Genomic DNA, 20,584 nt, shown 5'->3' on the forward strand with positions numbered 1-20,584 from the left:
AGGAGTCTCTGATGATTCGCTTATTTCCACGCGGTGCCTTGCGCGCCCGCGCTCTGACACTCGCCGTCGCCTTCGGCACGTCCGGCACCCTGCTGGTGGCGCCGGTACTGCTGCTTGGCACGACCGCCGCTCACGCGCAGGCGGTCTATCCCAGCGCGGACGACGCGGCCAATGCGTTCGTCGACGCCTTGGCCCGCAACGACGAAAGTGCGCTCAAACACGTGCTCGGCAACGATTTCCGTCGCTTCATTCCTTCCGAAGGAATCGGCGAGGACGACGTCTATCAGTTCCTCGGCGCATGGTCGAAAGGGCATCAGATCGTCGAAGATCCAGTGAAGACCAAGGGTCGCGCAACCGCGCATCTGGCGGTCGGCGACAGTGGCTGGACCTTGCCGATTCCGCTCGTGCAGGCGGGCAAGGGTTGGCGTTTCGATCCGCCGGCCGCGCAGGACGAAATGCTGACGCGGCGCATCGGCCGCAACGAACACGCGGCGATCCTGACCTCGCTCGCCTACCTCGACTCGCAAAACGACTATCACAATCTGACGCAGCACTATGCGCAGCGCTTCGTCAGTACGCAGGGCCAGCATGACGGCCTGTATTGGCCGACGGCGCCAGGCGAAGCGGAAAGCCCGCTCGGACCGCTCGCCGCCACCATGCCTAACGGCACCCTGCCGACTGAGGCCTACCACGGCTACCACTACCGGATCCTGACGGCGCAAGGTCCGCATGCGAAGGGCGGTGCGCAGAACTACGTCGAAAACGGCGTGCTGACCAAAGGGTTCGGTCTGGTCGCCTCGCCGGCCGAGTACGGCAAGACCGGCGTGATGAGCTTTATCGTCAATCAGGAAGGTCAGGTCTATCAGAAGAACCTGGGGCCGCAGACCGCGCGTGCCGCGGCCGCGATTAAATCGTTCGACCCGGACGATAGCTGGCAGCCCGTGCAGCAGTAGAAGAGCAAGGCGCTCGACGGCCGCGGCGGCGCGCAAGCCCGTCTGCGGCCGATCTACTTTCAGATCTACGCCGGTGTCCGGTGCCGACATCCATCTTGACGTCCCCGCTGGCACCCACGCCTGACACCTGCGGCCAGCGCGGGTATGGACCGCCGGAGGCATCGCGAATCCGCCGCACTCCCGCACGCCAGGAATCCGTACATGGCACGCCATGGCGGGCCGGTATAATGTCGCACTTTGCAGCGCTGCTTATTCCTGATTTGCGCCGCGCGCTTTTCATGTGCCGACCCGTTTCAGATGAAAAGCGCCATCGCACGTGCCGCACACGCGCGCCTGCGCCCTGCTCCGCTTTCCAAACCGCCCATCTCGACCGACCATGACTGCCAAACTGATCGACGGCCTTGCCCTTTCCAAGACCCTGCGCGCCGACGTCGCCGCACGCGCCGCCGCGCTTACCGCCCGCGGGCATCAGCCGGGCCTCGCTGTCGTGCTGGTCGGCGACAATCCGGCCAGCGAAGTCTATGTGCGCAACAAGGTCAAGGCGTGCAATGACAACGGCCTCGGTTCGTCGTTCGACCGCTATCCGGCCGATCTGCCGGAAGCCGATCTGCTGGCTCGCATCGACGAACTGAACCGCGACCCGCGCATCCACGGCATTCTGGTACAACTGCCGCTGCCGCCGCATATCGACAGCCACAAGGTGATCGAGGCGATTGCCCCGGAAAAGGATGTCGACGGTTTTCACGTTGCGAACGCCGGCGCGCTGATGACCGGCCGGCCGTTGTTCCGTCCGTGCACGCCGTACGGCGTGATGAAGATGCTGGCGGCCTATGAAATTCCGCTGCAAGGCGCGAACGCGGTGGTGATCGGCCGCTCGAATATCGTTGGCAAGCCAATGGCGCTCCTGCTGCTCGAAGCCGGCGCGACCGTCACGATCTGCCACAGCAAGACGCGCGATCTGGCCGCGCATACACGCAACGCCGACGTGGTGGTCGCCGCCACCGGCCTGCGAAACATTCTCACGGCTGACATGGTGAAGCCGGGCGCGGCCGTGATCGACGTCGGCATGAATCGCGACGAAGCCGGCAAGCTGTGCGGCGACGTCGATTTCGCCGGTGTCAAGGAAGTGGCCGGTTACATCACGCCGGTGCCGGGTGGCGTCGGTCCGATGACCATCACGATGCTGCTCGTCAACACGATCGAAGCCGCCGAACGCGAAGCAGCGGCAGCGGCGTAACGCTGCGAGCACATGCCGGCGAAGCGGATTCGCCGGCATGTACGGCTTCGAATGCCTGTCGCACCCCCTTCCACGCCAACATCACCCTCTCAGCGGGCCGCCTGATCCCCTGCCGCCATACTCGCGCCAAGCGGCGTCTGCGGACGCGCAAGGCGCCCGCGGCACCAATTCAGCACTGGCCGCTCCAGGCAGTGCCACGACAGCGCCGCGCACAGCAGGATGAACGGCGCGGCGATCAGCACCGCTGTCACATGGCTCAACTGCGGCGCGATATTCGCGACGCATTGCTGCACCATGAAGCCGTACAGATAAATCCCATACGAGTAATCGTGGCGCGGCACGAAGCGCCGCAAAAGCGGCGTGGTGCCCACCCATAGCACGCCGTAAACGAAGGCCAGATAGAACAGCGGTTGGGCGCCGGCCGTGTCGCGGAACACCAGGAACACCATCGCCAGTGCGAGAGCCGTCAGGCCGTTGATATCGATCCATTCGCGCCAGCCGTACAACAGCATCCCAAGCATGAAAAACGGCTCCGGCCAGAACGAATAGCCGCCGGGCGGTTCGCTGAAGTCACGCAGCCCAATCTGCAGATGGGGCAGATGCACGCGCAGAATGAACGCGATGCACCCGAGCAACGCCGCCAGCGCCACGCCGCGCGCGCTGGACAACAACCCCAGCATGCCGGTCACCATCACGATCAGATAGCAGCGCACTTCGAGCGGCAGGGTCCACAACGGCGCACAGACGTCGACCGGAAAACGGTTGTGCTCGAATACACCGGGCAGCGCCCAACCGGTTTTCAGCACGATGGTGGAGAAGTTGTCGAGGCTGGCCCACGTCATGCCGGAGGTGAAATAGTCGCGCAGCGGCAGTGTCGTGAACAACGGGCCGAGGATGAATACCGTCACCAGCGAACCGCCTGCCACCGCCGGCCACAGGCGCGCGATGCGCAATGCAGCGAAACGGGGCACCGAGCGCTGCCGGTCGAAACTGGCGGTCACCAGCATGCCGCTCAGCAGGAAAAATGCGTAGACGCCGAGCGCGCCGAAACCGTCGAAGCCGAGCGCACTCTGGACCCAGTCCGTCGTGCCGTCGGGCGCTTGCAGCAGATACGAGTGGCCATACACGACGGCAACGGCGGCAAGGAGCCGCACGAGGTCGAAGTTGTTGCCGTTGCGCGATAGGGCGTGCGAAAGCGGGTTCATCGATACCTCTTACAGAAAGCGTCGCTGACAGATAGCGACACGCCAGAATGCGGCATGGCAGCAATTCCCACCGTTCGTTTTCGCACAGAATGCAGCGCCATAGCCGGCGCGGCGATTCGGGAGCAACCCGGCGGCGCATTCCTGCCGCCTGAACCACGTGCGGCACTCGCTTCCCCGCGCACAGTCGCGCGACATCTGATAATTTGTCTGCCGACGGATTGGAATCGGCGTGCCCTGCCCCAATAATGTCCTTATGGAGTGTTATCGGGGTGTCGTCGCGCACGCCCGTCGATGCTCCCATTACCCGTTCACCCGCGTCAGACAGGAAGCCTTATGTCCACTACCCTCTCGAAGCACGACAATCCGCTCCTCGATTTCTCCGACCTGCCGCGCTTTGGCGAAATCCGCCCCGAACACGTCACGCCCGCTCTCGATGTCCTGCTCGCCGATGCAGCCGCCGCCGTCGAGCGCGCCGCCCAGCCCATTACGCCCGCTTCGTGGGCCGACGTGGTCGAGCCGGTCGAGCGCGCCACCGAGCCGCTGTCGCGCGCCTGGAGCGTAGTCGGTCATCTGAATGCCGTAGCGGATACGCCGGAGTTGCGCGCCGTGTACGGCGAGAATCTGCCGCGCGTCACCGAATTCTGGTCGAGCGTCGGCCAGAATCTCGCGCTGTATGAGAAGTACAAGGCGCTTCACGCCAGCAGCGATTTCTCGTCACTGACCGGCGAGCGCAAGAAAATTCTCAGCAATGCGCTGCGCGATTTCCGCCTGTCCGGCGCGGAGTTGCCGGAGGACCAGAAGCCGCATTTCGCCGAATTGCAGGAACGCCAGGCGGGGTTGTCGAAAGCGTTTTCGGATCACGTGCTCGATGCAACGAACGCGTACGCCTATCTCGTCGAAGCCGGCGATGAAGCACAGCTAGCCGGCCTGCCCGAAGACGTGATCGAAGCCGCGAAGGAAGCGGCCGAACGCGAAGGCAAGACTGGCTACAAATTCACGCTGCACTTTCCGTCGTATTTCCCGGTGATGCAGTACTCGGAGAATCGCGCGATGCGCGAAGCGATCTACCGCGCGTATGTGACGCGTGCCTCCGAGCTCGGCCCGCAATACGGCGACGGCAAGCCCGAGTGGGACAACACTCAGGTGCTCGCCGATCAGTTGAAGCTGCGCGCGGAAGAAGCGCACATGCTGGGCTACAACAACTTCGCCGAAGTCTCGCTCGCGCCGAAGATGGCCGAGTCGCCGGCGCAAGTCATGGCCTTCCTCGAAGATCTCGCCACGCGCGCGCGTCCGCACGCCGAACAGGACTGGAAGGAACTGCGCGAATTTGCCGCGAACGAACTCGGCTTGACCGACCTGCAGCCGTGGGACATGACGTTCGCCGCTGAACGTCTGCGTCAGCAGCGTTATTCGTTCTCCGAGAACGAAGTCAAACAGTACTTCCCGGAAGACGCCGTATTCAAGGGTCTCTTCAAGGTCACCGAAACGCTGTTCAACGTGCGCATCCGTCGAGACGAAGCGGCAGTATGGCATCCGGACGTGCGCTTTTTCCGTGTCGAGAATCAGGACGGCGGCCTCGTCGCGCAGTTCTATCTCGACCTGTATGCACGCGAAGGCAAGCGCGGCGGCGCATGGATGGACGACGCGCGCGGCCGTCACAAGCACACGCACGGCAGCGTGCAGACGCCGGTGGCGTATCTGACCTGCAACTTCTCGGCACCGGTCGGCGGCAAGCCCGCCTGCTTCACGCACGATGAAGTGATCACGCTGTTCCACGAGTTCGGCCACGGGCTGCATCACATGCTCACGCGTGTCGATGAACTCGGCGTGTCGGGCATCAACGGCGTCGAGTGGGATGCGGTCGAACTGCCGTCGCAATTCATGGAGAACTTCTGCTGGGAGTGGGACGTGTTGAGCGACATGACCTCGCACGTCGAAACCGCCAAGCCGCTGCCGCGTGATCTGTTCGACAAAATGCTTGCTGCGAAGAATTTCCAGAGCGGTCTCGGCACGTTGCGTCAGATCGTATTCTCGATGTTCGACATGCAACTGCACACCGGTTTTGATGCATCCGGCACGAAGAACGCGACCGAACTCGCTAGCGAGATCAATGAGCGTTTCCATGTGGTGCCGCAAGCTCCGTTCTCGCGTTGGCCGAATACGTTCAGCCATATTTTCGCGGGCGGTTACGCGGCAGGCTACTACAGCTACAAGTGGGCTGAAGTGCTCTCCGCCGATGCGTATGCCGCATTCGAAGAAGCGGCACAAGCCGCAAGCGGCAGCGTGCTCGATCAGGCGACCGGCATGCGCTATCGCAAGGAAATTCTGGAAGTGGGCGGCAGCCGCCCCGCGATGGAATCGTTCAAGGCGTTCCGCGGCCGCGAGCCGAATATCGACGCCTTGTTGCGGCACAACGGCATGACGCCTGCCGCGACGCATTGATCTTGCGTTGAAGCGTCAGTCGGCGTTGTAGATGGCGCCGACTGATGAACCGACAATAGAGTGGGACACGAAGCAATGGAGTTCGACACAAGCCGTACGGCTCAAGCGGGCCGAAGGCGCCGGGCACGACCAGTAAAAATTGGCCAGATGCGGTCGAGTCGACCGCGGACCACCTCGCTGGTTCTGCATTGAACTGGGTTCGGGCACATATCGGGCTCGTGCGAGGTGGCTTGGGTAGCTGGCTAGGCCTCGTCACCGGAAGAAATCGGCTTCCATGTGACGTCCGTGGGGTACCGGGGTTTCCCCAGCACGCTGTCGAGCCACGCGAATGTGCGTGGCCTGTACACGTCCAGCATCGGCAACGTTTCGCCCTTACGGAAGTACTGTGTCGTCTCGCCGCGTAGCTCTGCCAGAATCTGTGTGCACCACACGCCGCTTTCCGGACATCGCGCACCGGCCCGCACCTTCGTGCCCAGCGGTACGCGCGCCAGCTTCGCAGGCTTACCCGCCTGGGAGGTCTGGCTTGCCGCAGCCGATACCGGCAGGCCGGTCGCCGGGTCCAGATTCTTTTCCTGCGCCAGGCGGTTGATCAGTTCGTCCGATGGCTTCGGTGGAATCTCTGCCTGTTTCTTTTCCCATTCGAACGTGCCGTCCCACGCGGGGAGTTGTGCCGGTGGCAGCGGAACGATCCTGTCGATATCCGGGACGGTGGGGTTGCTCAGCTGGTTGCGGTCAAGGAAAGCACCGATCAATTTGTAGCGGTGCGAGCGTTCCGGATCTTTTGGAAGGTCAAGAAAGAAGCCTTCCTCTGCGGAGGTCAATGACAAAAACGATTTTTCAAGAACCAACGCAGATGTATTGTTACCGGAGGCCGCACCTTTCTGATATGCCGACAGCGCCTCTCGGTATAGCTTGTCGTTTTCGAGACTTATGCCCAAATCGAAAGCCGCCTTCCCATGCCCCTGATCGGCAGCACACTGCCGCATCTGTCTTGCGATATCCGGCGCCTTGTCATGAGGAAACAATAAGTCGGCAATGTAGTACTGGGCGTCCGCATTGCCCAGATCTGCCGCCTTGCGGATGTACTTCAGCGCCACCTCCCTGTTCTGCTTCAGGCTGTATCCGGCATTCAGGTAATAACCAATGTCGTAGTAACCCGTTGGAATCCCCTGATTGACCAGTTGGGTCGCCCATTCAACAGCCTCCCGTGCGGCATCCGGCGAACTTGCCATGCCCTGCGACACCAGTTGCTGCACGTTATGGTTCGCCTTGTAATGACCGTGCGCCGCTGCGATGCGGTAGTAACGCGCCATCTCGTCGAAGTTCTTCGGACCATCCCGCGTCTGCAGATACCGGCCGTAACGGAACAAGGCATCCGCGCCCGGATCGAGCGCGGGTAGACGATCAGCTTCGTGGGCGCAGGTGAACGCCAGATTGGCGCGTATGTTCCCCAATGCCGCATCCCAAGGTAGCGCGTCACCCCGGTTCGAACAGCCGCTCGCCAGCACAATGAATAGTGAAACCAGTACGGGATATCTCATCGGCTCACCGGCGTTACGCCTTATCGTTGTAAGCGGTCAGTGTCCAGATCACGTCCGTGATGTAGCGACGTTTCCCCAGCACGCTGTCGAGCCACACGAATATGCGTGGCCTGTACACGTCCAGCATCGGCAACGTTTCGCCCCTGCGGAAGCGCTGTGTCGTCTCGCCGCGTAGCTCTGCCAGGATCTGTGTGCACCACACGCCGCTTTCCGGACACCGCGCACCGGCCCGCACCATCGTGCCCAGTGGTACACGCGCCAGCTTCGCAGGCTTACCCGCCTGGGAGGTCTGGCTTGCTGCAACCGGTAGCGGCAGGCCGGTCGCCGGGTCCAGATTCTTTTCCTTCGCCAGGCGGTTGATCAGTTTGTCCGATGGCTTCGGCGGAATCTCGGCCTGTTTCTTTTCCCATTCGAACGTGCCGTCCCATGCCGGTAGTTGAGCCGGTGGCAGCGGAACGATCCTGTCGATATCCGGAACAGTAGGGTTGCTCAGCTGGTTGCGGTCAAGGAAATTTCCTATCAGTTTGTAGCGGCGCGAGCGTTCTTGATCCTTGGGCAGATCAAGGTAGGAGCCTTCGTCCGTGGCGGGTGGTGCCAGGAATGATCTCTGAAGAATCAGAGCCGAGATGCTCTCTCCTGCGGCCACACCCCTTTGATATGCCACGACAGCATCATGGTATTTCCCATTATTTTGACGATTTACTCCCAGTTCATAAGCTGCCCGCCCATGCCCTTGATCGGCAGCACATTGCCGCATCTGTCTTGCAACGTCCGGCGCTCGATCATGGGGAGCCAATAAGTCGGCAACGTAGTACTGTGCGTCCGCATTCCCCAGATCCGCGGCCTTGCGGATGTACTTCTGCGCCATCTCCGTGTTCTGCTTCAGGCCGTATCCGGAATTCAGGTAGTAACCAATATCGTAGTAACCCGTCGGAATCCCCTGATTGACCAGTTGGGTCGCCCATTCAACGGCCTCGCGTGCGGCGCCCGGCGAACTTGCCATGCCCTGCGACACCAGTTGCTGCACGTTATGGTTCGCCTTGTAATGGCCGTGCGCCGCTGCGATGCGGTAGTAACGCGCCATCTCGTCGAAGTTCTTCGGACCATCCCGCGTCTGCAGATACCGGCCGTAACGGAACAAGGCATCCGCGCCCGGATCGAGCGCGGGTAGACGATCAGCTTCGTGGGCGCAGGTGAACGCCAGATTGGCGCGTATGTTCCCCAATGCCGCATCCCAAGGTAGCGCGTCACCCCGGTTCGAACAGCCGCTCGCCAGCAAAATGAATAGTGAAACCAGTACGGGATATCTCATCGGCTCACCGGCGTTACGCCTTATCGTTGTAAGCGGTCAGTGTCCAGATCACGTCCGTGGTGTAGCGACGTTTCCCCTGTACGTCGTCGAGCCACACGAATATGCGTGGCCTGTACACGTCCAGCATCGGCAACGTTTCGCCCTTACGGAAGTACTGTGTCGTCTCGCCGCGTAGCTCTGCCAGAATCTGTGTGCACCACACGCCGCTTTCCGGACATCGCGCGCCGGCCCGCACCATCGTGCCCAGTGGTACACGCGCCAGCTTCGCAGGCTTACCCGCCTGGGAGGTCTGGCTTGCTGCAGCCGGTAGTGGCAGGCCGGTCGCCGGGTCCAGGTTCTTTTCCTTCGCCAGGCGGTTGATCAGTTCGTCCGATGGCTTCGGTGGAATCTCTGCCTGCTTCTTTTCCCATTCGAACGTGCCGTCCCATGCCGGTAGTTGAGCCGGTGGCAGCGGAACGATCCTGCCGATATCCGGGACGGTTGGGTTACTCAACTGGTTAAGATCAAGAAACTTCCCTATCAATTTATAGCGGCGCGAACGTTCCTGATCCTTGGAAAGATCAAGAAAATAGAGTTCCTCAGTAGCAGGTGGCGCGAGAAACGATTCCTCAAGATTCAGTGCCGATACGCTACTTCCCGCAGCTACGCCTTTCTGATATGCCACGAGAGCATCACGGTATTTCCCCTCTTCTTGGCGATCTATACCCCACTCAAAGGCTGCACGCCCGTGCCCCTGATCGGCAGCACATTGCTGCATCTGGCTTGCGATGTCCGGTGCCCTATCATGGGGAGCCAGTAATCCAGCAATGTAATGCTGGGCGTCCGCGTTCCCCAGATCTGCTGCCTTGCGAATGTACTTCAGCGCCATCTCCCTGTTCTGCTTCAGGCCGTATCCGGCATTCAGGTAATAGCCAATATCGTAGTAACCCGTCGGTATCCCCTCATTGACCAGTTGGGTAGCCCATTCAACAGCTTCGCGTGATGCGTCTGGTGAATCCGCCATGCCTTGCGATACCAGTTGCTGCACATTATGGTTCGCCTTGTAGTGGCCATGTGCCGCTGCGATGCGGTAGTAACGCGCCATCTCGTCGAAGTTCTTCGGACCATCCCGCGTTTGCAGATACCGGCTGTAACGGAACAAGGCATCTGCGTCCGGATCAAGCGCGGGTAGACGATCAGCTTCGTGGGTGCAGGTGAACGCCAGATTGGCGCGAACGCTGGCAATGTCAGGTAAACCAGGCAAGTCATTCTCCTTCGAACAGGCGGCCAAACTTGTGATCGTTAACAACAGTAACGCGGCAACTCTCATTTCCTAGTCCCAGCTGGATCGACTTGGGTCATCCCGATGAAACTCAACCAAGGATGCGTACGGGCTATTTTTTTCAATAGATTTTCTTTTTTTATTTTTCGAAATAATGGAATCCCAACTCTTGAAAGCTCTCTGCGCATCCAACCTCCCATTCAAACCCTTCTCCCCCACCCCCATCCCCTTCGTATGAATCCCCCACAGCTTCTCCCGCAGCGGCTGCGTCACGCGCATGGACTCGTGGCAGATATTCAACTCGCTATCCACCTCCATGCTGCGCAGATTGATGTTGGCCGAACCGTGCGTTACAAAAACGTCGTCAACGATCATCAGCTTGGAATGGATATACACCTCGTCCCACTGCATTCCCTTCGGCGTATCGGGCGGAACGAGGGTGCAGATATGCACATTGAGCCCCGGAATGTTCAGTTTCTGCGGGTCTTCCGTCTTCGCCTTCTCCAGTTGCGATTTCAATTCGCTCACCCGCTGGGCAGCCTCAGCGGCTTCCTGCTGACAGGCCGCCATGTTGTTCACCGCATACTGCGCCGAGCCGGAAAATGGATCGACCTTCATCTGCATGGCATTCTCAAGCGCCTGGTCAGCCGCCTTTTTCGCCTTGAGCGCTGCGTCATACTGCCTGCCCAGATCGTCGGCACGCTCAAGCTTTGCGACACCCGGCAGGACATCCGCGCGCCCCAGCGCATTGAGCATCTGATACGTGCTGACCGTGCCCAGACCAATCCCGTCATCGCTCGAGTTCGTCACGACAAACAGATACAGCGGCGTCTTACGCCCGCCCTGCTGATAGGCTTTCACCAGACTGGTCAGCTTGTCCGCCAGCGGCGGAAAGCGGAAATACTGATTCTCGATGTAAATGAAATTGCTGGTATTGTTGACCGCCTGAAGGTAAAGCGATTCGATATCCTTAACACCATGCTTTCCCGCCTGTGACTGGGTTCGCAGGATCTGCGCCATCACCGGTACGTCATCCTTGCCACAGCGCATGACCGGTTCCTTCGCCGATGCGCGCTCCTTTCCGAGTTGCTGTCCCGTTGCCTTATCCCACGCCTGACAGAAATTGCGGTTCAGGTCGATCAGGATCGGCCCCGTCACCCGGGCGGAGATGTCCTGCCGCGGGCGAAATCCGTTGCGCCCCATCTGCGGATGCATCCGCAGGCTGCCATGGCTGCTGGTGTCCCAGTATTCGTCGAGCGTGTTGTGTCCCATCACAAAGCCGGTGGCCAGCTCGGGATACTCATAGTCGATCAGCACCATTTTCTGATGATGCGAGGGTGCGCCTCCCATCGCCAGGCTATTCTTCGCCTTCACACCCGTACCACGCCCGGCATAGTCACTGTCGAACGCGGTCCGCCAGGCGATTTCTGCGTGCTCCTCCAGACTGAAATCGCGCGTCGCGAATTCAATATTGTCGAACGCCGGGTCACGCCAGTGCCGCAACGCATGGTTGACCGTATGCTCGGCGCCCTTTCCCATCGCATTCAATGGGAACGGCAGAAGGTCGGCCCCCGTCAGTTCCGTTCCCGGCTGATTCTTCCTGTCCAGCTTGACCTGCCCGTACCACCAGCTATCGAATTCCTGCTGGGTCGAATTCCGGTTATCCGCCGCCGTTGTGAAGCGCCCGCCCGGCATCATGTTTTCCAGGAACTGCGCGACGTGGGCCTTATCGCCCCAAACGAGCAGACGCACCTTCACCTTCCTGCGCGCCATCTCCAGCAGCAACTGCCCGATTGGCCGCGAATCCGGGCCGCCTCGCCTGAAATACATCGACGGCTGGAACCCCCAGCAGATGATGTCGATGCTGTGTTGTGCCAGAGCGATCGCGTCATGGACGGCGCCGAACGCTTCCTCCCCGTTCACCAGCGGTTGATGCGTAGCCGGTTTGGGTTTGTACTCGGCCTTCTGCACGAAATGCGGCAACGTCAACGTCGCCGTGTTCCCGCAAGATAGCGCGATCGGTGTGGTAATTGCTGCGGATTGACTCATGGCCGGGCGTCCGTATCGGGGTTAAGCAGGCGGTAGTAGTGCTGACGGTGGGCCGCGCGATCTTCTCCATCGTCATCCTGGCCTTGCTCGAAAAAATGAAAACCTTGATTCGCCAATTGACCGTTGGCGGCATCTCGCCGGAACCCGTCGTTCACCGGGATCTCGTAGGCCACGCCATTTGCCAGTTCGACCCGATAGGATTGGATGCGGCGCAAGTTTGACCTCATACGCCTGGGACGGCAGAACCATCGATTTCATGAATGCATGTTTTCTGAACAGGTGTGACGCGCCGCAACGACAAAAAAGTCAAAGACAGCACAACCGGACACAAGCCAGAAAACGTCATCGCAAATAACAGGATTGGGCCAGAGCGCAACCCAGGACCAAACTGGCGAGGACGTTCCCCAGCTTGTCGGTATCGTCGTGACCCGACATGGCGTCTTTTACGAGGCTACACCGCATTCATCATACGAATTGTAAAGATTCGACAACGTCCCGCATGAAAACCAGGGCGATTTATATGAACGCCTCTGTTTGCGACAATCTTTCGTGTGCCCTGACATGGCAGGATGGTGCAGATTTACCCGGGTCACGTCGCATTGAGCAGTGCGTGTGTCGAACTCTATTTCTCTGGATCGAGTTCGCATTTATCGCTAGGCCCTTGATTCTAAAAAGCCCCCACGTATCAATCTCTTTTGTTTGTTCGCACAGCATCAATAAAAAAACCGGTGACTCGCGTGAGCGAGCACCGGCTTTTTTCATACGCGCGCAAGTATGCTGCGCGCTGCGGCTAACCGCGATGCAGTTTGAAATCCACCTGCGCAGGACGCCCTTCCAGCGACAACGCCGCGCGCGCAGCAGGCGCGCGGCTCACCACCTTACCGCGGCTCACCACCACGAGCCGGGCGGCGCGCAGACGGATCGCTTCGACCGGATCGCGTGCGTCGAGCAGCACGAGATTGGCGGCGCTTCCCGGCGCAATGCCGTAGCCTTCCAGACCAAGAATACGCGCGGCATTCACTGTGACCGCGTCGAAACACGCATGCATGCCATCGACACCCGTCATCTGCGCAACATGCAAACCCATGTGCGCGACTTCGAGCATGTCGCCCGAGCCGAGGCTGTACCACGGGTCCATCACGCAATCGTGACCGAACGCGACGTTGATGCCCGCCGCCATCATCTCCGGCACGCGTGTCATGCCACGCCGTTTCGGATACGTATCGCTGCGGCCTTGCAGCGTGATGTTGATCAACGGATTGGCGATCGCCGCGACACCCGACTCGCGCATCAGCGGCAAGAGCTTGCTGACGTAGTAGTTGTCCATCGAATGCATCGAGGTCAGGTGCGACCCGGCGACGCGTCCATGCAAGCCAAGCCGGTGCGTTTCAGCTGCGAGCGTTTCGATATGGCGCGACATCGGGTCATCAGATTCATCGCAATGCATGTCGACGCGCAAGCCCTGCTCTGCCGCGAACTCGCACAACATGCGCACGGACTGCGCACCGTCGGCCATCGTGCGTTCGAAATGCGGAATCCCGCCGACCACGTCGACGCCCATCGCAATTGCACGCTTGAGATTCTCGAATGCGCCGGCGCTGCGCAAGACGCCGTCCTGCGGAAACGCGACCAGTTGCAAGTCGAGGTACGGTGCAACGCGGCGTTTTACTTCGATCAGTGCCTCGACCGCGAGCAAGCGTGGATCGCACACGTCCACGTGGCTGCGAATCGCTAGCAGACCGCGTGCGACAGCCCAGTCGCAGTACTGCAGCGCCCGCTCGATCAGCGCTTCCTGTGTGAGGTCCGGCTTCAACTCACCCCACAGCGCGATACCTTCCAGCAAGGTGCCCGACGCGTTCACGCGCGGCAAGCCGTACGACAGCGTCGCGTCCATGTGGAAATGCGGATCGACGAAGGGCGGCGTGACGAGCGAGCCGGCGGCATCAATTTCTTCGCGCGCACTGGCAGCCAGATTCGGTTCGACGGCGACGATACGGCCCGCTTCAATGCCGATGTCGACCGGCTGCTTGTGCTGCTTGTGCTGTGATATGGCGCTCGGCGGCAGCATCGCGCGGCGGATGATCAGATCCATGGTTCGCTCCCTGTTGACCGCTCTTTGACTGATCACGATTCTATCGGCGTCAGAAAGGGCATGCCGATGTTTTAACAGGATGCCGTACCGGTGGGCAGCGGGATATCCGTACCGGCTGCGGGCGCTGAAGCCCGCCTATACTCGACTCTCACACTTTCGATGCTTGGGCGTTCGGCGCACAACGGCTGACAACCTCCCCCACGGAGCAAGACCATGAAAATGATCGGCGTGATTGGCGGCATGAGTTGGGAATCGAGCACCGAGTACTACACGCTCATGAACCGCCACGCCAAAGCGCGCCTAGGCGGCCACCACAACGCCCGCAGTCTGTTGCTGACGGTCGACTTCGCGTCGGTCGAGGCCAGCCAGCGCGCGGGCGACTGGACCGCGCTCGGCACACAGATGGCCGACGCCGCACGTCAACTCGAACGAGGCGGCGCCGATCTGGTGATACTGGCGACCAACACGATGCATCGCGTATATGAATCGATCGAGCAGGCAATCGACGTGCCCTTCCTGCACATCGCCGATCCGACCGGCAACGCGCTGCGCGCCGCCGGAATCACGCGGGTGGGTTTGCTGGGTACGCGCTATACGATGGAGCAGGCGTTTTACGCGGGGCGCTTACGTGAATGCTACGGCCTCGAGACACTCATTCCAGATGACACCGAACGCGCAGATGTGCACCGCATCATCTACGACGAGCTATGCCACGGCAAAGTGAACGACGCCTCGCGTGCGGTGTATCAACGTGTGATCGAAAGACTCGCTGCGCGTGGTGCGCAAGCGGTGATTCTCGGCTGCACGGAAATCACCTTGCTGATCAAGCCGGAAGATTCGGCGTTGCCCGTGTTCGACACGACCGCGTTGCATGCACAAGCGGCAGTGGAATGGGCGATCGAATCGGACTGAATGCACGCGCGTGTGGCGCACGCATGAGGAAAGGAAACAGGAAGCGCCAGAAGTTAAAAAGCCCGCGTAGCTTGCGCTAGCGGGCTTTCAACAAAACTTGGTTGCGGGGGTAGGATTTGAACCTACGACCTTCGGGTTATGAGCCCGACGAGCTGCCAGACTGCTCCACCCCGCGTCAGAGAAAAAGAGTATATAGGGCCGTTCGCGAGACGTCAAACAATCGGACGAAATAATTTCAGACAAGGCGCTACGCGTGTCCGCTCTCATGCAGCAAATGAGCGGGCAACTCAGAGATCCTCGACCGTCGCCCCTTCCACTTTGCCGTCGATGATGTCCGCGCCGTACTGGCTCGCGCTGCGTTTCGCGACGCCGAAATCGGAAAACGTGGACGGCAACTCGAGACGAAATACGCGGCTTGCCTTCGAGCCGCTGATCGCGCCCGGCCGGCAAACTCGCACCGCAACGTCGTAACCTTCGGCATGACGCTTGTGACCGTCGAACTTGTCGAACTGCCGCGAAAACACCAGCGGATGAACTTCGAAGTCCTTATAAAGGGCAGGATAAAGTTGAGCCATGATGAATCCCCGATGCGCGTCAATGTGATCCCACTATACGCCGCGGCATGACGGGATCGGGCTTTTATTTTTGTCGACCACCGGGGCAATTTTCACGGTCGCTCGTCTCGCGCGATAAGATGCGGGACTATCGGAATCAACCCGATCCTGCCGGATCCGAATTCGGGTCGCCGGACGGGCAGCTAACGCGAAATAAAGCAAAAACGAGGGGTCAGCGCCCCGCAAGGCCTTGCCCTGCAAGAATGTGAGAACTTCATGAAAATCGCCACCTGGAACGTCAACTCCCTCAAAGTGCGCCTGCAGCACGTCATCGACTGGCTCGAAACCAGCCACACGGATGTGCTGTGCCTGCAGGAGTTGAAGCTGACCGACGACAAATTCCCCCGCGCCGAACTCGAAGAGAAAGGCTACCGGAGCTGGTTCGCGGGCCAGAAGACCTATAACGGCGTCGGCATCCTGGTGCGCGAAGGCCTGAGCGTCGACGAAAGCAGCATCGTGCGCAATATCCCCGGTTTTGAGGATCCGCAGCAACGCGTGATTGCCGCGACCGTCGAGGGCGTGCGCATCATCTCCGCGTACTTCCCGAACGGCCAGGCGCCGGGCACCGACAAATTCGCCTACAAGCTGGGCTGGCTCGCTGCATTGCACGACTGGGTCGCGAGCGAAATGGCGCTGTATCCGAAGCTCGCGCTGCTCGGCGACTACAACATCGCGCCGGAAGATCGCGACGTGCATGACCCGAAAGCATGGGAAGGCCAGAATCTGGTGTCGCCCGAAGAGCGTGCCGAGTTCGTGCGGCTGATCGAACTCGGTCTCGTCGATGCGTTCCGCCAGTTCGAGCAACCGGAAAAGATCTACTCGTGGTGGGATTACCGGATGATGGCGTTCCGCCGTAATGCGGGCCTGCGCATCGACCACATTCTGCTGTCGAAAGCGCTTGCCGAAGCATGCTCGTCCTGCGATGTCGACAAGGTGCCGCGCAAGTGGGAGCAGCCGTCGGACCACGCACCGGTTATCGCGCAGATCGGCTGAAGGCGCCGCAAGCGAGGCCTACGCCGCCCGGTTCAAACAACGCCACAAGAATTCGAACACCATCGCATCATGCTCGGCCTGCTCCAGCTCATCGGAGCCGCCGTGGCCCCCTTCTGTATTTTCCCGGTACCAGACCCGTTCCGCGCCCAGCGCCTGCATGCGCGCGGCCATCTTGCGCGCGTGTCCAGGGTGCACGCGGTCGTCGGCAGTCGACGTGGTGAACAGCACGGGCGGATACGCCACGTCCGCGCTCACACGGTGATAGGGTGAGTAAGCCGCCAGCACGCGCGCTTCGTCGGGCTCGTCCGGATCGCCGTATTCATCGATCCATGACGCGCCCGCATGCAGCAGGTGATAGCGGCTCATGTCGAGCAGCGGCACCTCGCACACCACGGCGCCGAACAACTCGGGCCGCTGCACCATGCACGCCGCGACCAGCAGGCCGCCATTGCTGCCGCCCTGAATGCCGAGTTGCGCGGCACTGGTCACGCCTGTGCTGATGAGCGCCTCGGCCACCGCGATGAAATCGTCGAACGCGCGCTGCCGGTGCTCGCCCTGCGCCGCCGTATGCCACTGCGTGCCGAACTCGCCCCCTCCGCGAATATGCGCCACTACGTACACACCGCCCCGCTCCAGCCAGCCGATGCCTGGCCCAGTCAGATAACCCGGCAGCAACGGAATTGCGAAGCCGCCGTAACCGTTGAGCAGGCATGGGCGCGGTTGTTCGTGCGCTTGCTGGTGTGTCTGCCGCGCCGTCTGCGCCGTCTGCCCTTGCACAGCCTGGTGCGCCGCCTGCGGTCCGATCACGGTGTACGGCACCCGCGTACCGTCCGCAGACACTACGTGCCCACGCGTCACGGCGAACGGCGTCGCATCGAACTGAGTCGGCCAGCGGTCGAGCAACACCCAATCGGTCAAGTCATCACGGTCAAGATCGGCGAGCCAGTAGGCAGGCGGCTGCAAATAGTCGTCGGTATCGACGAACACTTCGTCGTCCAGCGTCGGCTCGACGGGTGAGACGTCGGCTTGCACGTCGTCACGTGATGGAAAGACGCGTTGATGCCAGTGCCAGGCTTGATCGTCCGTTTGCGACGGAATCCACAGCGAGGTCTTGCTCTGCACATCCTCCAGGTAAGACACGATCAGGTGATTGCGCGTGTGTGTCCACTCGCAGGCGGAGGTTTGCGACGTCGGCGTGAAAAGCGGCACCACGTCACGCTCACCACGCAGGAACGCGATTTCCCGGATCGCCAGCAATGCGCCGCCCGGATAGCGCACGCCATTGCAATCCCAATCGAGGCGCGGTTCGAGCAGCAGCCAGCCCTGCCAGCCGCCGACCGCAACGTGCGACGGCACGTCGTACTGCTTCCAGGCGCTGGCATGGTTGGCAGCACTGGCACGATTGGCGGCATTGGCACCGTCTGTGGCGGCATTGGCACCGTCTGTGGCGGCATTGGCGCTATCGAGGTAGTACGTATGCGAATCGAAGAAATCGACGCTGCTCACCACGGTGTGGCGCTGCTCGACGGGATCGTAGTGGGCCTCCACGCCGATGTCGCCGAACGCTCCCTTGAAGACCACCGGCGAGTCGGCCAATGCGCTACCCCGCGTCCAGCGCCGCACTTCGCGCGGATAGCCGGAGCGCGTCAGCGTCTTGCGACCGTTGTCCCAGCCGACATAAAGCGTATCCCGATCGATCCACGAAGCCGTGTGCTTGCCGGCCTTCGCGATCACGAAACCGTCGTCGACAAAACGTTGCGCTTCGATATCGAACTCACGCACCACCAGCGCGTCCGAGCCGCCCGGCGACAGCGTAATCAGCGCACGATCGCCGTCCGGATAAAGAATGTCGAGTTCGGCGCAGACCCATGGCGTGCCTTCGGCCGCACCGAGCGCGTCGAAATCGAGCAGGTTTTGCCAAACAGGTGCGCCACTGCGCCAGGCCGCCCACGTCGTGCGCCGCCAGATGCCTTTGGGATTGCGTTCGTCCTGCCACAGGTCATAGGCCCAGTCCTTCCAGCGATCGGGGATGACTGGACGCTCGCGCGGCAGATAGGCTTTGGCAAGCCGCTGTTTGAGCGACTCGAATTCCGCGCTTCGGCCCCATGCGGCGTGTGTGCGGGCATTCTGCGCTTCGACCCACGCGAGCGCCTGAGGGTCCTCGAGCGCTTCGAGCGACAGAAAAGGATCGGGGGAAAGCGGCCAGGAGAAAGTAGCGGGGGAAGCGGGCATCGTCAGCTGTCGAATGAAAACAGCGTCGATTATGCCTTGCGGGAGCCCGAGGACCTTTGACGCTCGGTGCCGGAGCGGATGAAGGTGCAGCCGTCAGAGCGGCTGAAGATGCGCCGACGGGGCGGATTATGAGGCTGCCGCAACACGCGGCCTGATGAACCCCCTAATCGACAACGGCCGGGGCGGCTGGCAAGCCGCCCCGGCTGATCATACAAACCTCAGGGCTCGAGATTGAGCTCCTGAATCTTGCGCGTAATCGTATTGCGACCAATGCCAAGGCGCTCCGCCGCCTCCACCTTGCGTCCGCGCGTGAAATCCAGCGCCTCGCGAATCACCGCTGCTTCGAAACGGCGCGCAAGTTCGTCCATGACGTCAGCTGCATTCTCGCGCAGCATCCGCGCGACTTCAGTGCGCAAGCCGCCTTCCCAGGCGCTGACGGTGGTCGCAGCCGGCATGCCGGCACTGCTAGCCGGATGCACGGCCGCACTGGTGCCATTGATCGGCGCGCCGACTGCGAGACCCGCCTCGCCGGTGCCGATCACACCAGTGCCACCGCCGGCGAGATCGGTCACACCCGCTTGCGCGGGACCCAGATCGGGCGGCAAGTCCTTGATCTCGATGGTCTGCGCCGGCGCCATCACCGTGAGCCAGTTGGCGAGATTCTCCAGTTGCCGCACGTTGCCCGGAAACGGCAGCGATGCCAGATGAGCGAGTGCTTCTTCGGACACGCGCTTCGGCTCCACGCCCAGGTCGCGTGCACTTTTTTGCAGGAAGTGGCGAGTGAGCAGCGGAATGTCTTCGCTGCGCTCGCGCAATGCCGGCAGGCGCAAACGGATCACATTGAGACGGTGATACAAGTCCTCACGGAACAGGCCCTGACGCACACGCGATTCGAGGTTCTGGTGCGTCGCCGCGATTACGCGCACGTTGGCGCGCAACGGATTGTGGCCACCGACGCGATAGAACTGCCCGTCCGACAGCACGCGCAACAGGCGAGTCTGCAAATCGAACGGCATGTCGCCGATTTCATCGAGAAACAGCGTGCCATTCTCGGCCTGCTCGAAGCGCCCCTGCCGCATGGCCTGTGCGCCGGTAAACGCACCGCGCTCGTGACCGAACAGTTCGGATTCCAGCAGATCCTTCGGAATCGCCGCCGTATTCAACGCGATGAAGGGACCGTTCGCGCGTGGGCTATGTCGGTGCAACGCACGCGCGACCAGTTCCTTCCCGGTGCCTGATTCGCCGGTAATGAGCACGGTGGCCGAGGAATGCGATAGCCGGCCGATCGCGCGAAACATGTCTTGCATCGCGGGCGCCTGGCCGAGCATTTCCGGCGCCTCGGCGACGCGGTCGTCCCATGTCTGTTCGCCACGCATGCTTTCGTCGACAGCGCGGCGGATCAACTCGACCGCCTTGTCGACGTCGAACGGTTTGGCGAGGTATTCGAAAGCACCGCCCTGGAATGCGGCGACTGCGCTGTCCAGGTCCGAGAACGCCGTCATGATGATGACGGGCAAGCCCGGCACCTTGTCACGGACGGTTTGCAGCAATTCGAGGCCGGAGCCGCCAGGCATCCTGATGTCGGACACCAGCACCTGAGGGCTGTCGTGATCGAGCGCCGCGGAAGCCTCGCGCACGTTCGCGAAGCTGCGTGTCGCGAAGTTTTCGCGGGCGAGCGCTTTTTCGAGCACCCAGCGAATCGATTGATCGTCGTCTACTATCCAGATCGGCTTCATATAGG

15 protein-coding genes and 1 tRNA gene are annotated in these 20,584 nt (G+C 61.3%); 6 read left to right on the plus strand and 10 right to left on the minus strand.

Annotated elements, in window-relative coordinates:
• Positions 1–11: 11 nt before the first annotated feature.
• The gene (locus tag KHO31_RS01920) at positions 12–953 is read left to right on the plus strand and encodes a DUF2950 domain-containing protein (RefSeq protein ID WP_201073397.1); all 942 of its coding nucleotides are present in this window, start codon (positions 12–14) and stop codon (positions 951–953) included.
• Between the two features lie 376 nt (positions 954–1,329).
• Positions 1,330–2,190, plus strand: a complete 861-nt coding sequence (gene folD / locus KHO31_RS01925) for a bifunctional methylenetetrahydrofolate dehydrogenase/methenyltetrahydrofolate cyclohydrolase FolD (protein ID WP_201073399.1) — start codon at positions 1,330–1,332, stop codon at positions 2,188–2,190.
• Between the two features lie 89 nt (positions 2,191–2,279).
• Here folD and KHO31_RS01930 read toward each other — a convergent pair whose 3' ends face one another.
• The gene (locus KHO31_RS01930) at positions 2,280–3,395 is read right to left on the minus strand and encodes an acyltransferase family protein (RefSeq protein WP_201073401.1); all 1,116 of its coding nucleotides are present in this window, start codon (positions 3,393–3,395) and stop codon (positions 2,280–2,282) included.
• A 333-nt stretch (positions 3,396–3,728) separates the two neighbouring features.
• Here KHO31_RS01930 and KHO31_RS01935 point away from each other — a divergent pair, with 333 nt between their 5' ends.
• Positions 3,729–5,837 carry a M3 family metallopeptidase gene (locus KHO31_RS01935; RefSeq protein ID WP_201107948.1) on the plus strand — a complete coding sequence of 703 codons (2,109 nt, stop codon included), beginning with the start codon at positions 3,729–3,731 and terminating at the stop codon, positions 5,835–5,837.
• Positions 5,838–6,079: 242 nt separating this feature from the next.
• Here the strand turns inward: KHO31_RS01935 and KHO31_RS01940 are convergent, their stop codons facing one another.
• From KHO31_RS01940 to KHO31_RS01955, 4 genes are read right to left on the minus strand one after another with little or no spacing between them, the layout of a single operon-like run.
• Positions 6,080–7,378, minus strand: a complete 1,299-nt coding sequence (locus KHO31_RS01940) for an SEL1-like repeat protein (RefSeq protein ID WP_211622593.1) — start codon at positions 7,376–7,378, stop codon at positions 6,080–6,082.
• 13 nt (positions 7,379–7,391) lie between these two features.
• A complete protein-coding gene (locus KHO31_RS01945) occupies positions 7,392–8,690 on the minus strand; it encodes an SEL1-like repeat protein (RefSeq protein WP_211622595.1) in 1,299 nt (432 codons plus the stop codon).
• Between the two features lie 13 nt (positions 8,691–8,703).
• Entirely contained in the window at positions 8,704–9,999 is a 1,296-nt protein-coding gene (locus KHO31_RS01950; RefSeq protein ID WP_211622597.1) for an SEL1-like repeat protein, read from the minus strand.
• 3 nt (positions 10,000–10,002) lie between these two features.
• Positions 10,003–12,000, minus strand: coding sequence for a phospholipase D-like domain-containing protein (locus KHO31_RS01955; protein ID WP_211622600.1), 1,998 nt, complete (start codon positions 11,998–12,000; stop codon positions 10,003–10,005).
• A gap of 38 nt (positions 12,001–12,038) precedes the next feature.
• On the opposite strand from KHO31_RS01955, the gene KHO31_RS01960 reads away from it, so the two are divergent.
• A complete protein-coding gene (locus KHO31_RS01960) occupies positions 12,039–12,221 on the plus strand; it encodes a hypothetical protein (protein WP_201069676.1) in 183 nt (60 codons plus the stop codon).
• 569 nt (positions 12,222–12,790) lie between these two features.
• Here KHO31_RS01960 and KHO31_RS01965 read toward each other — a convergent pair.
• Entirely contained in the window at positions 12,791–14,092 is a 1,302-nt protein-coding gene (locus KHO31_RS01965) for an amidohydrolase family protein (protein WP_211622602.1), read from the minus strand.
• Positions 14,093–14,305: 213 nt separating this feature from the next.
• Here KHO31_RS01965 and KHO31_RS01970 point away from each other — a divergent pair, with 213 nt between their 5' ends.
• On the plus strand, positions 14,306–15,004 hold the full coding sequence (locus KHO31_RS01970; RefSeq protein ID WP_211622604.1) for an aspartate/glutamate racemase family protein: 699 nt from the start codon (positions 14,306–14,308) through the stop codon (positions 15,002–15,004).
• A gap of 98 nt (positions 15,005–15,102) precedes the next feature.
• On the opposite strand, the gene KHO31_RS01975 is transcribed toward KHO31_RS01970, so the two are convergent.
• Both KHO31_RS01975 and KHO31_RS01980 read right to left on the minus strand, forming a co-directional pair.
• A tRNA-Met gene (locus KHO31_RS01975) sits at positions 15,103–15,179 on the minus strand.
• Positions 15,180–15,291: 112 nt separating this feature from the next.
• Positions 15,292–15,579: a hypothetical protein gene (locus tag KHO31_RS01980; protein WP_201069679.1), complete on the minus strand. Its 288-nt coding sequence runs from the start codon at positions 15,577–15,579 to the stop codon at positions 15,292–15,294.
• A gap of 255 nt (positions 15,580–15,834) precedes the next feature.
• Here KHO31_RS01980 and xth point away from each other — a divergent pair, with 255 nt between their 5' ends.
• Positions 15,835–16,611 carry an exodeoxyribonuclease III gene (gene xth, locus KHO31_RS01985; protein WP_201069680.1) on the plus strand — a complete coding sequence of 259 codons (777 nt, stop codon included), beginning with the start codon at positions 15,835–15,837 and terminating at the stop codon, positions 16,609–16,611.
• An 18-nt stretch (positions 16,612–16,629) separates the two neighbouring features.
• Here xth and KHO31_RS01990 read toward each other — a convergent pair whose 3' ends face one another.
• Positions 16,630–18,843 carry a prolyl oligopeptidase family serine peptidase gene (locus KHO31_RS01990; RefSeq protein ID WP_201140830.1) on the minus strand — a complete coding sequence of 738 codons (2,214 nt, stop codon included), beginning with the start codon at positions 18,841–18,843 and terminating at the stop codon, positions 16,630–16,632.
• A gap of 218 nt (positions 18,844–19,061) precedes the next feature.
• Positions 19,062–20,579, minus strand: coding sequence for a nitrogen regulation protein NR(I) (gene ntrC, locus KHO31_RS01995; RefSeq protein ID WP_201069684.1), 1,518 nt, complete (start codon positions 20,577–20,579; stop codon positions 19,062–19,064).
• Between the last annotated feature and the right edge of the window lie 5 nt (positions 20,580–20,584).

Origin of the sequence: Paraburkholderia domus (assembly GCF_905220705.1) — a bacterium.
In the GTDB taxonomy this organism is placed as follows: domain Bacteria; phylum Pseudomonadota; class Gammaproteobacteria; order Burkholderiales; family Burkholderiaceae; genus Paraburkholderia; species Paraburkholderia domus.

Bases quoted from the DNA above. Each gene is read 5' to 3' on its own strand.
- KHO31_RS01920 (WP_201073397.1), top strand. From the start codon at position 12: ATGATTCGCTTATTTCCACGCGGTGCCTTGCGCGCCCGCGCTCTGACA.
- folD (WP_201073399.1), top strand. From the start codon at position 1,330: ATGACTGCCAAACTGATCGACGGCCTTGCCCTTTCCAAGACCCTGCGC.
- KHO31_RS01930 (WP_201073401.1), bottom strand. From the start codon at position 3,395: ATGAACCCGCTTTCGCACGCCCTATCGCGCAACGGCAACAACTTCGAC.
- KHO31_RS01935 (WP_201107948.1), top strand. From the start codon at position 3,729: ATGTCCACTACCCTCTCGAAGCACGACAATCCGCTCCTCGATTTCTCC.
- KHO31_RS01940 (WP_211622593.1), bottom strand. From the start codon at position 7,378: ATGAGATATCCCGTACTGGTTTCACTATTCATTGTGCTGGCGAGCGGC.
- KHO31_RS01945 (WP_211622595.1), bottom strand. From the start codon at position 8,690: ATGAGATATCCCGTACTGGTTTCACTATTCATTTTGCTGGCGAGCGGC.
- KHO31_RS01950 (WP_211622597.1), bottom strand. From the start codon at position 9,999: ATGAGAGTTGCCGCGTTACTGTTGTTAACGATCACAAGTTTGGCCGCC.
- KHO31_RS01955 (WP_211622600.1), bottom strand. From the start codon at position 12,000: ATGAGTCAATCCGCAGCAATTACCACACCGATCGCGCTATCTTGCGGG.
- KHO31_RS01965 (WP_211622602.1), bottom strand. From the start codon at position 14,092: ATGGATCTGATCATCCGCCGCGCGATGCTGCCGCCGAGCGCCATATCA.
- KHO31_RS01970 (WP_211622604.1), top strand. From the start codon at position 14,306: ATGAAAATGATCGGCGTGATTGGCGGCATGAGTTGGGAATCGAGCACC.
- KHO31_RS01980 (WP_201069679.1), bottom strand. From the start codon at position 15,579: ATGGCTCAACTTTATCCTGCCCTTTATAAGGACTTCGAAGTTCATCCG.
- xth (WP_201069680.1), top strand. From the start codon at position 15,835: ATGAAAATCGCCACCTGGAACGTCAACTCCCTCAAAGTGCGCCTGCAG.
- KHO31_RS01990 (WP_201140830.1), bottom strand. From the start codon at position 18,843: ATGCCCGCTTCCCCCGCTACTTTCTCCTGGCCGCTTTCCCCCGATCCT.
- ntrC (WP_201069684.1), bottom strand. From the start codon at position 20,579: ATGAAGCCGATCTGGATAGTAGACGACGATCAATCGATTCGCTGGGTG.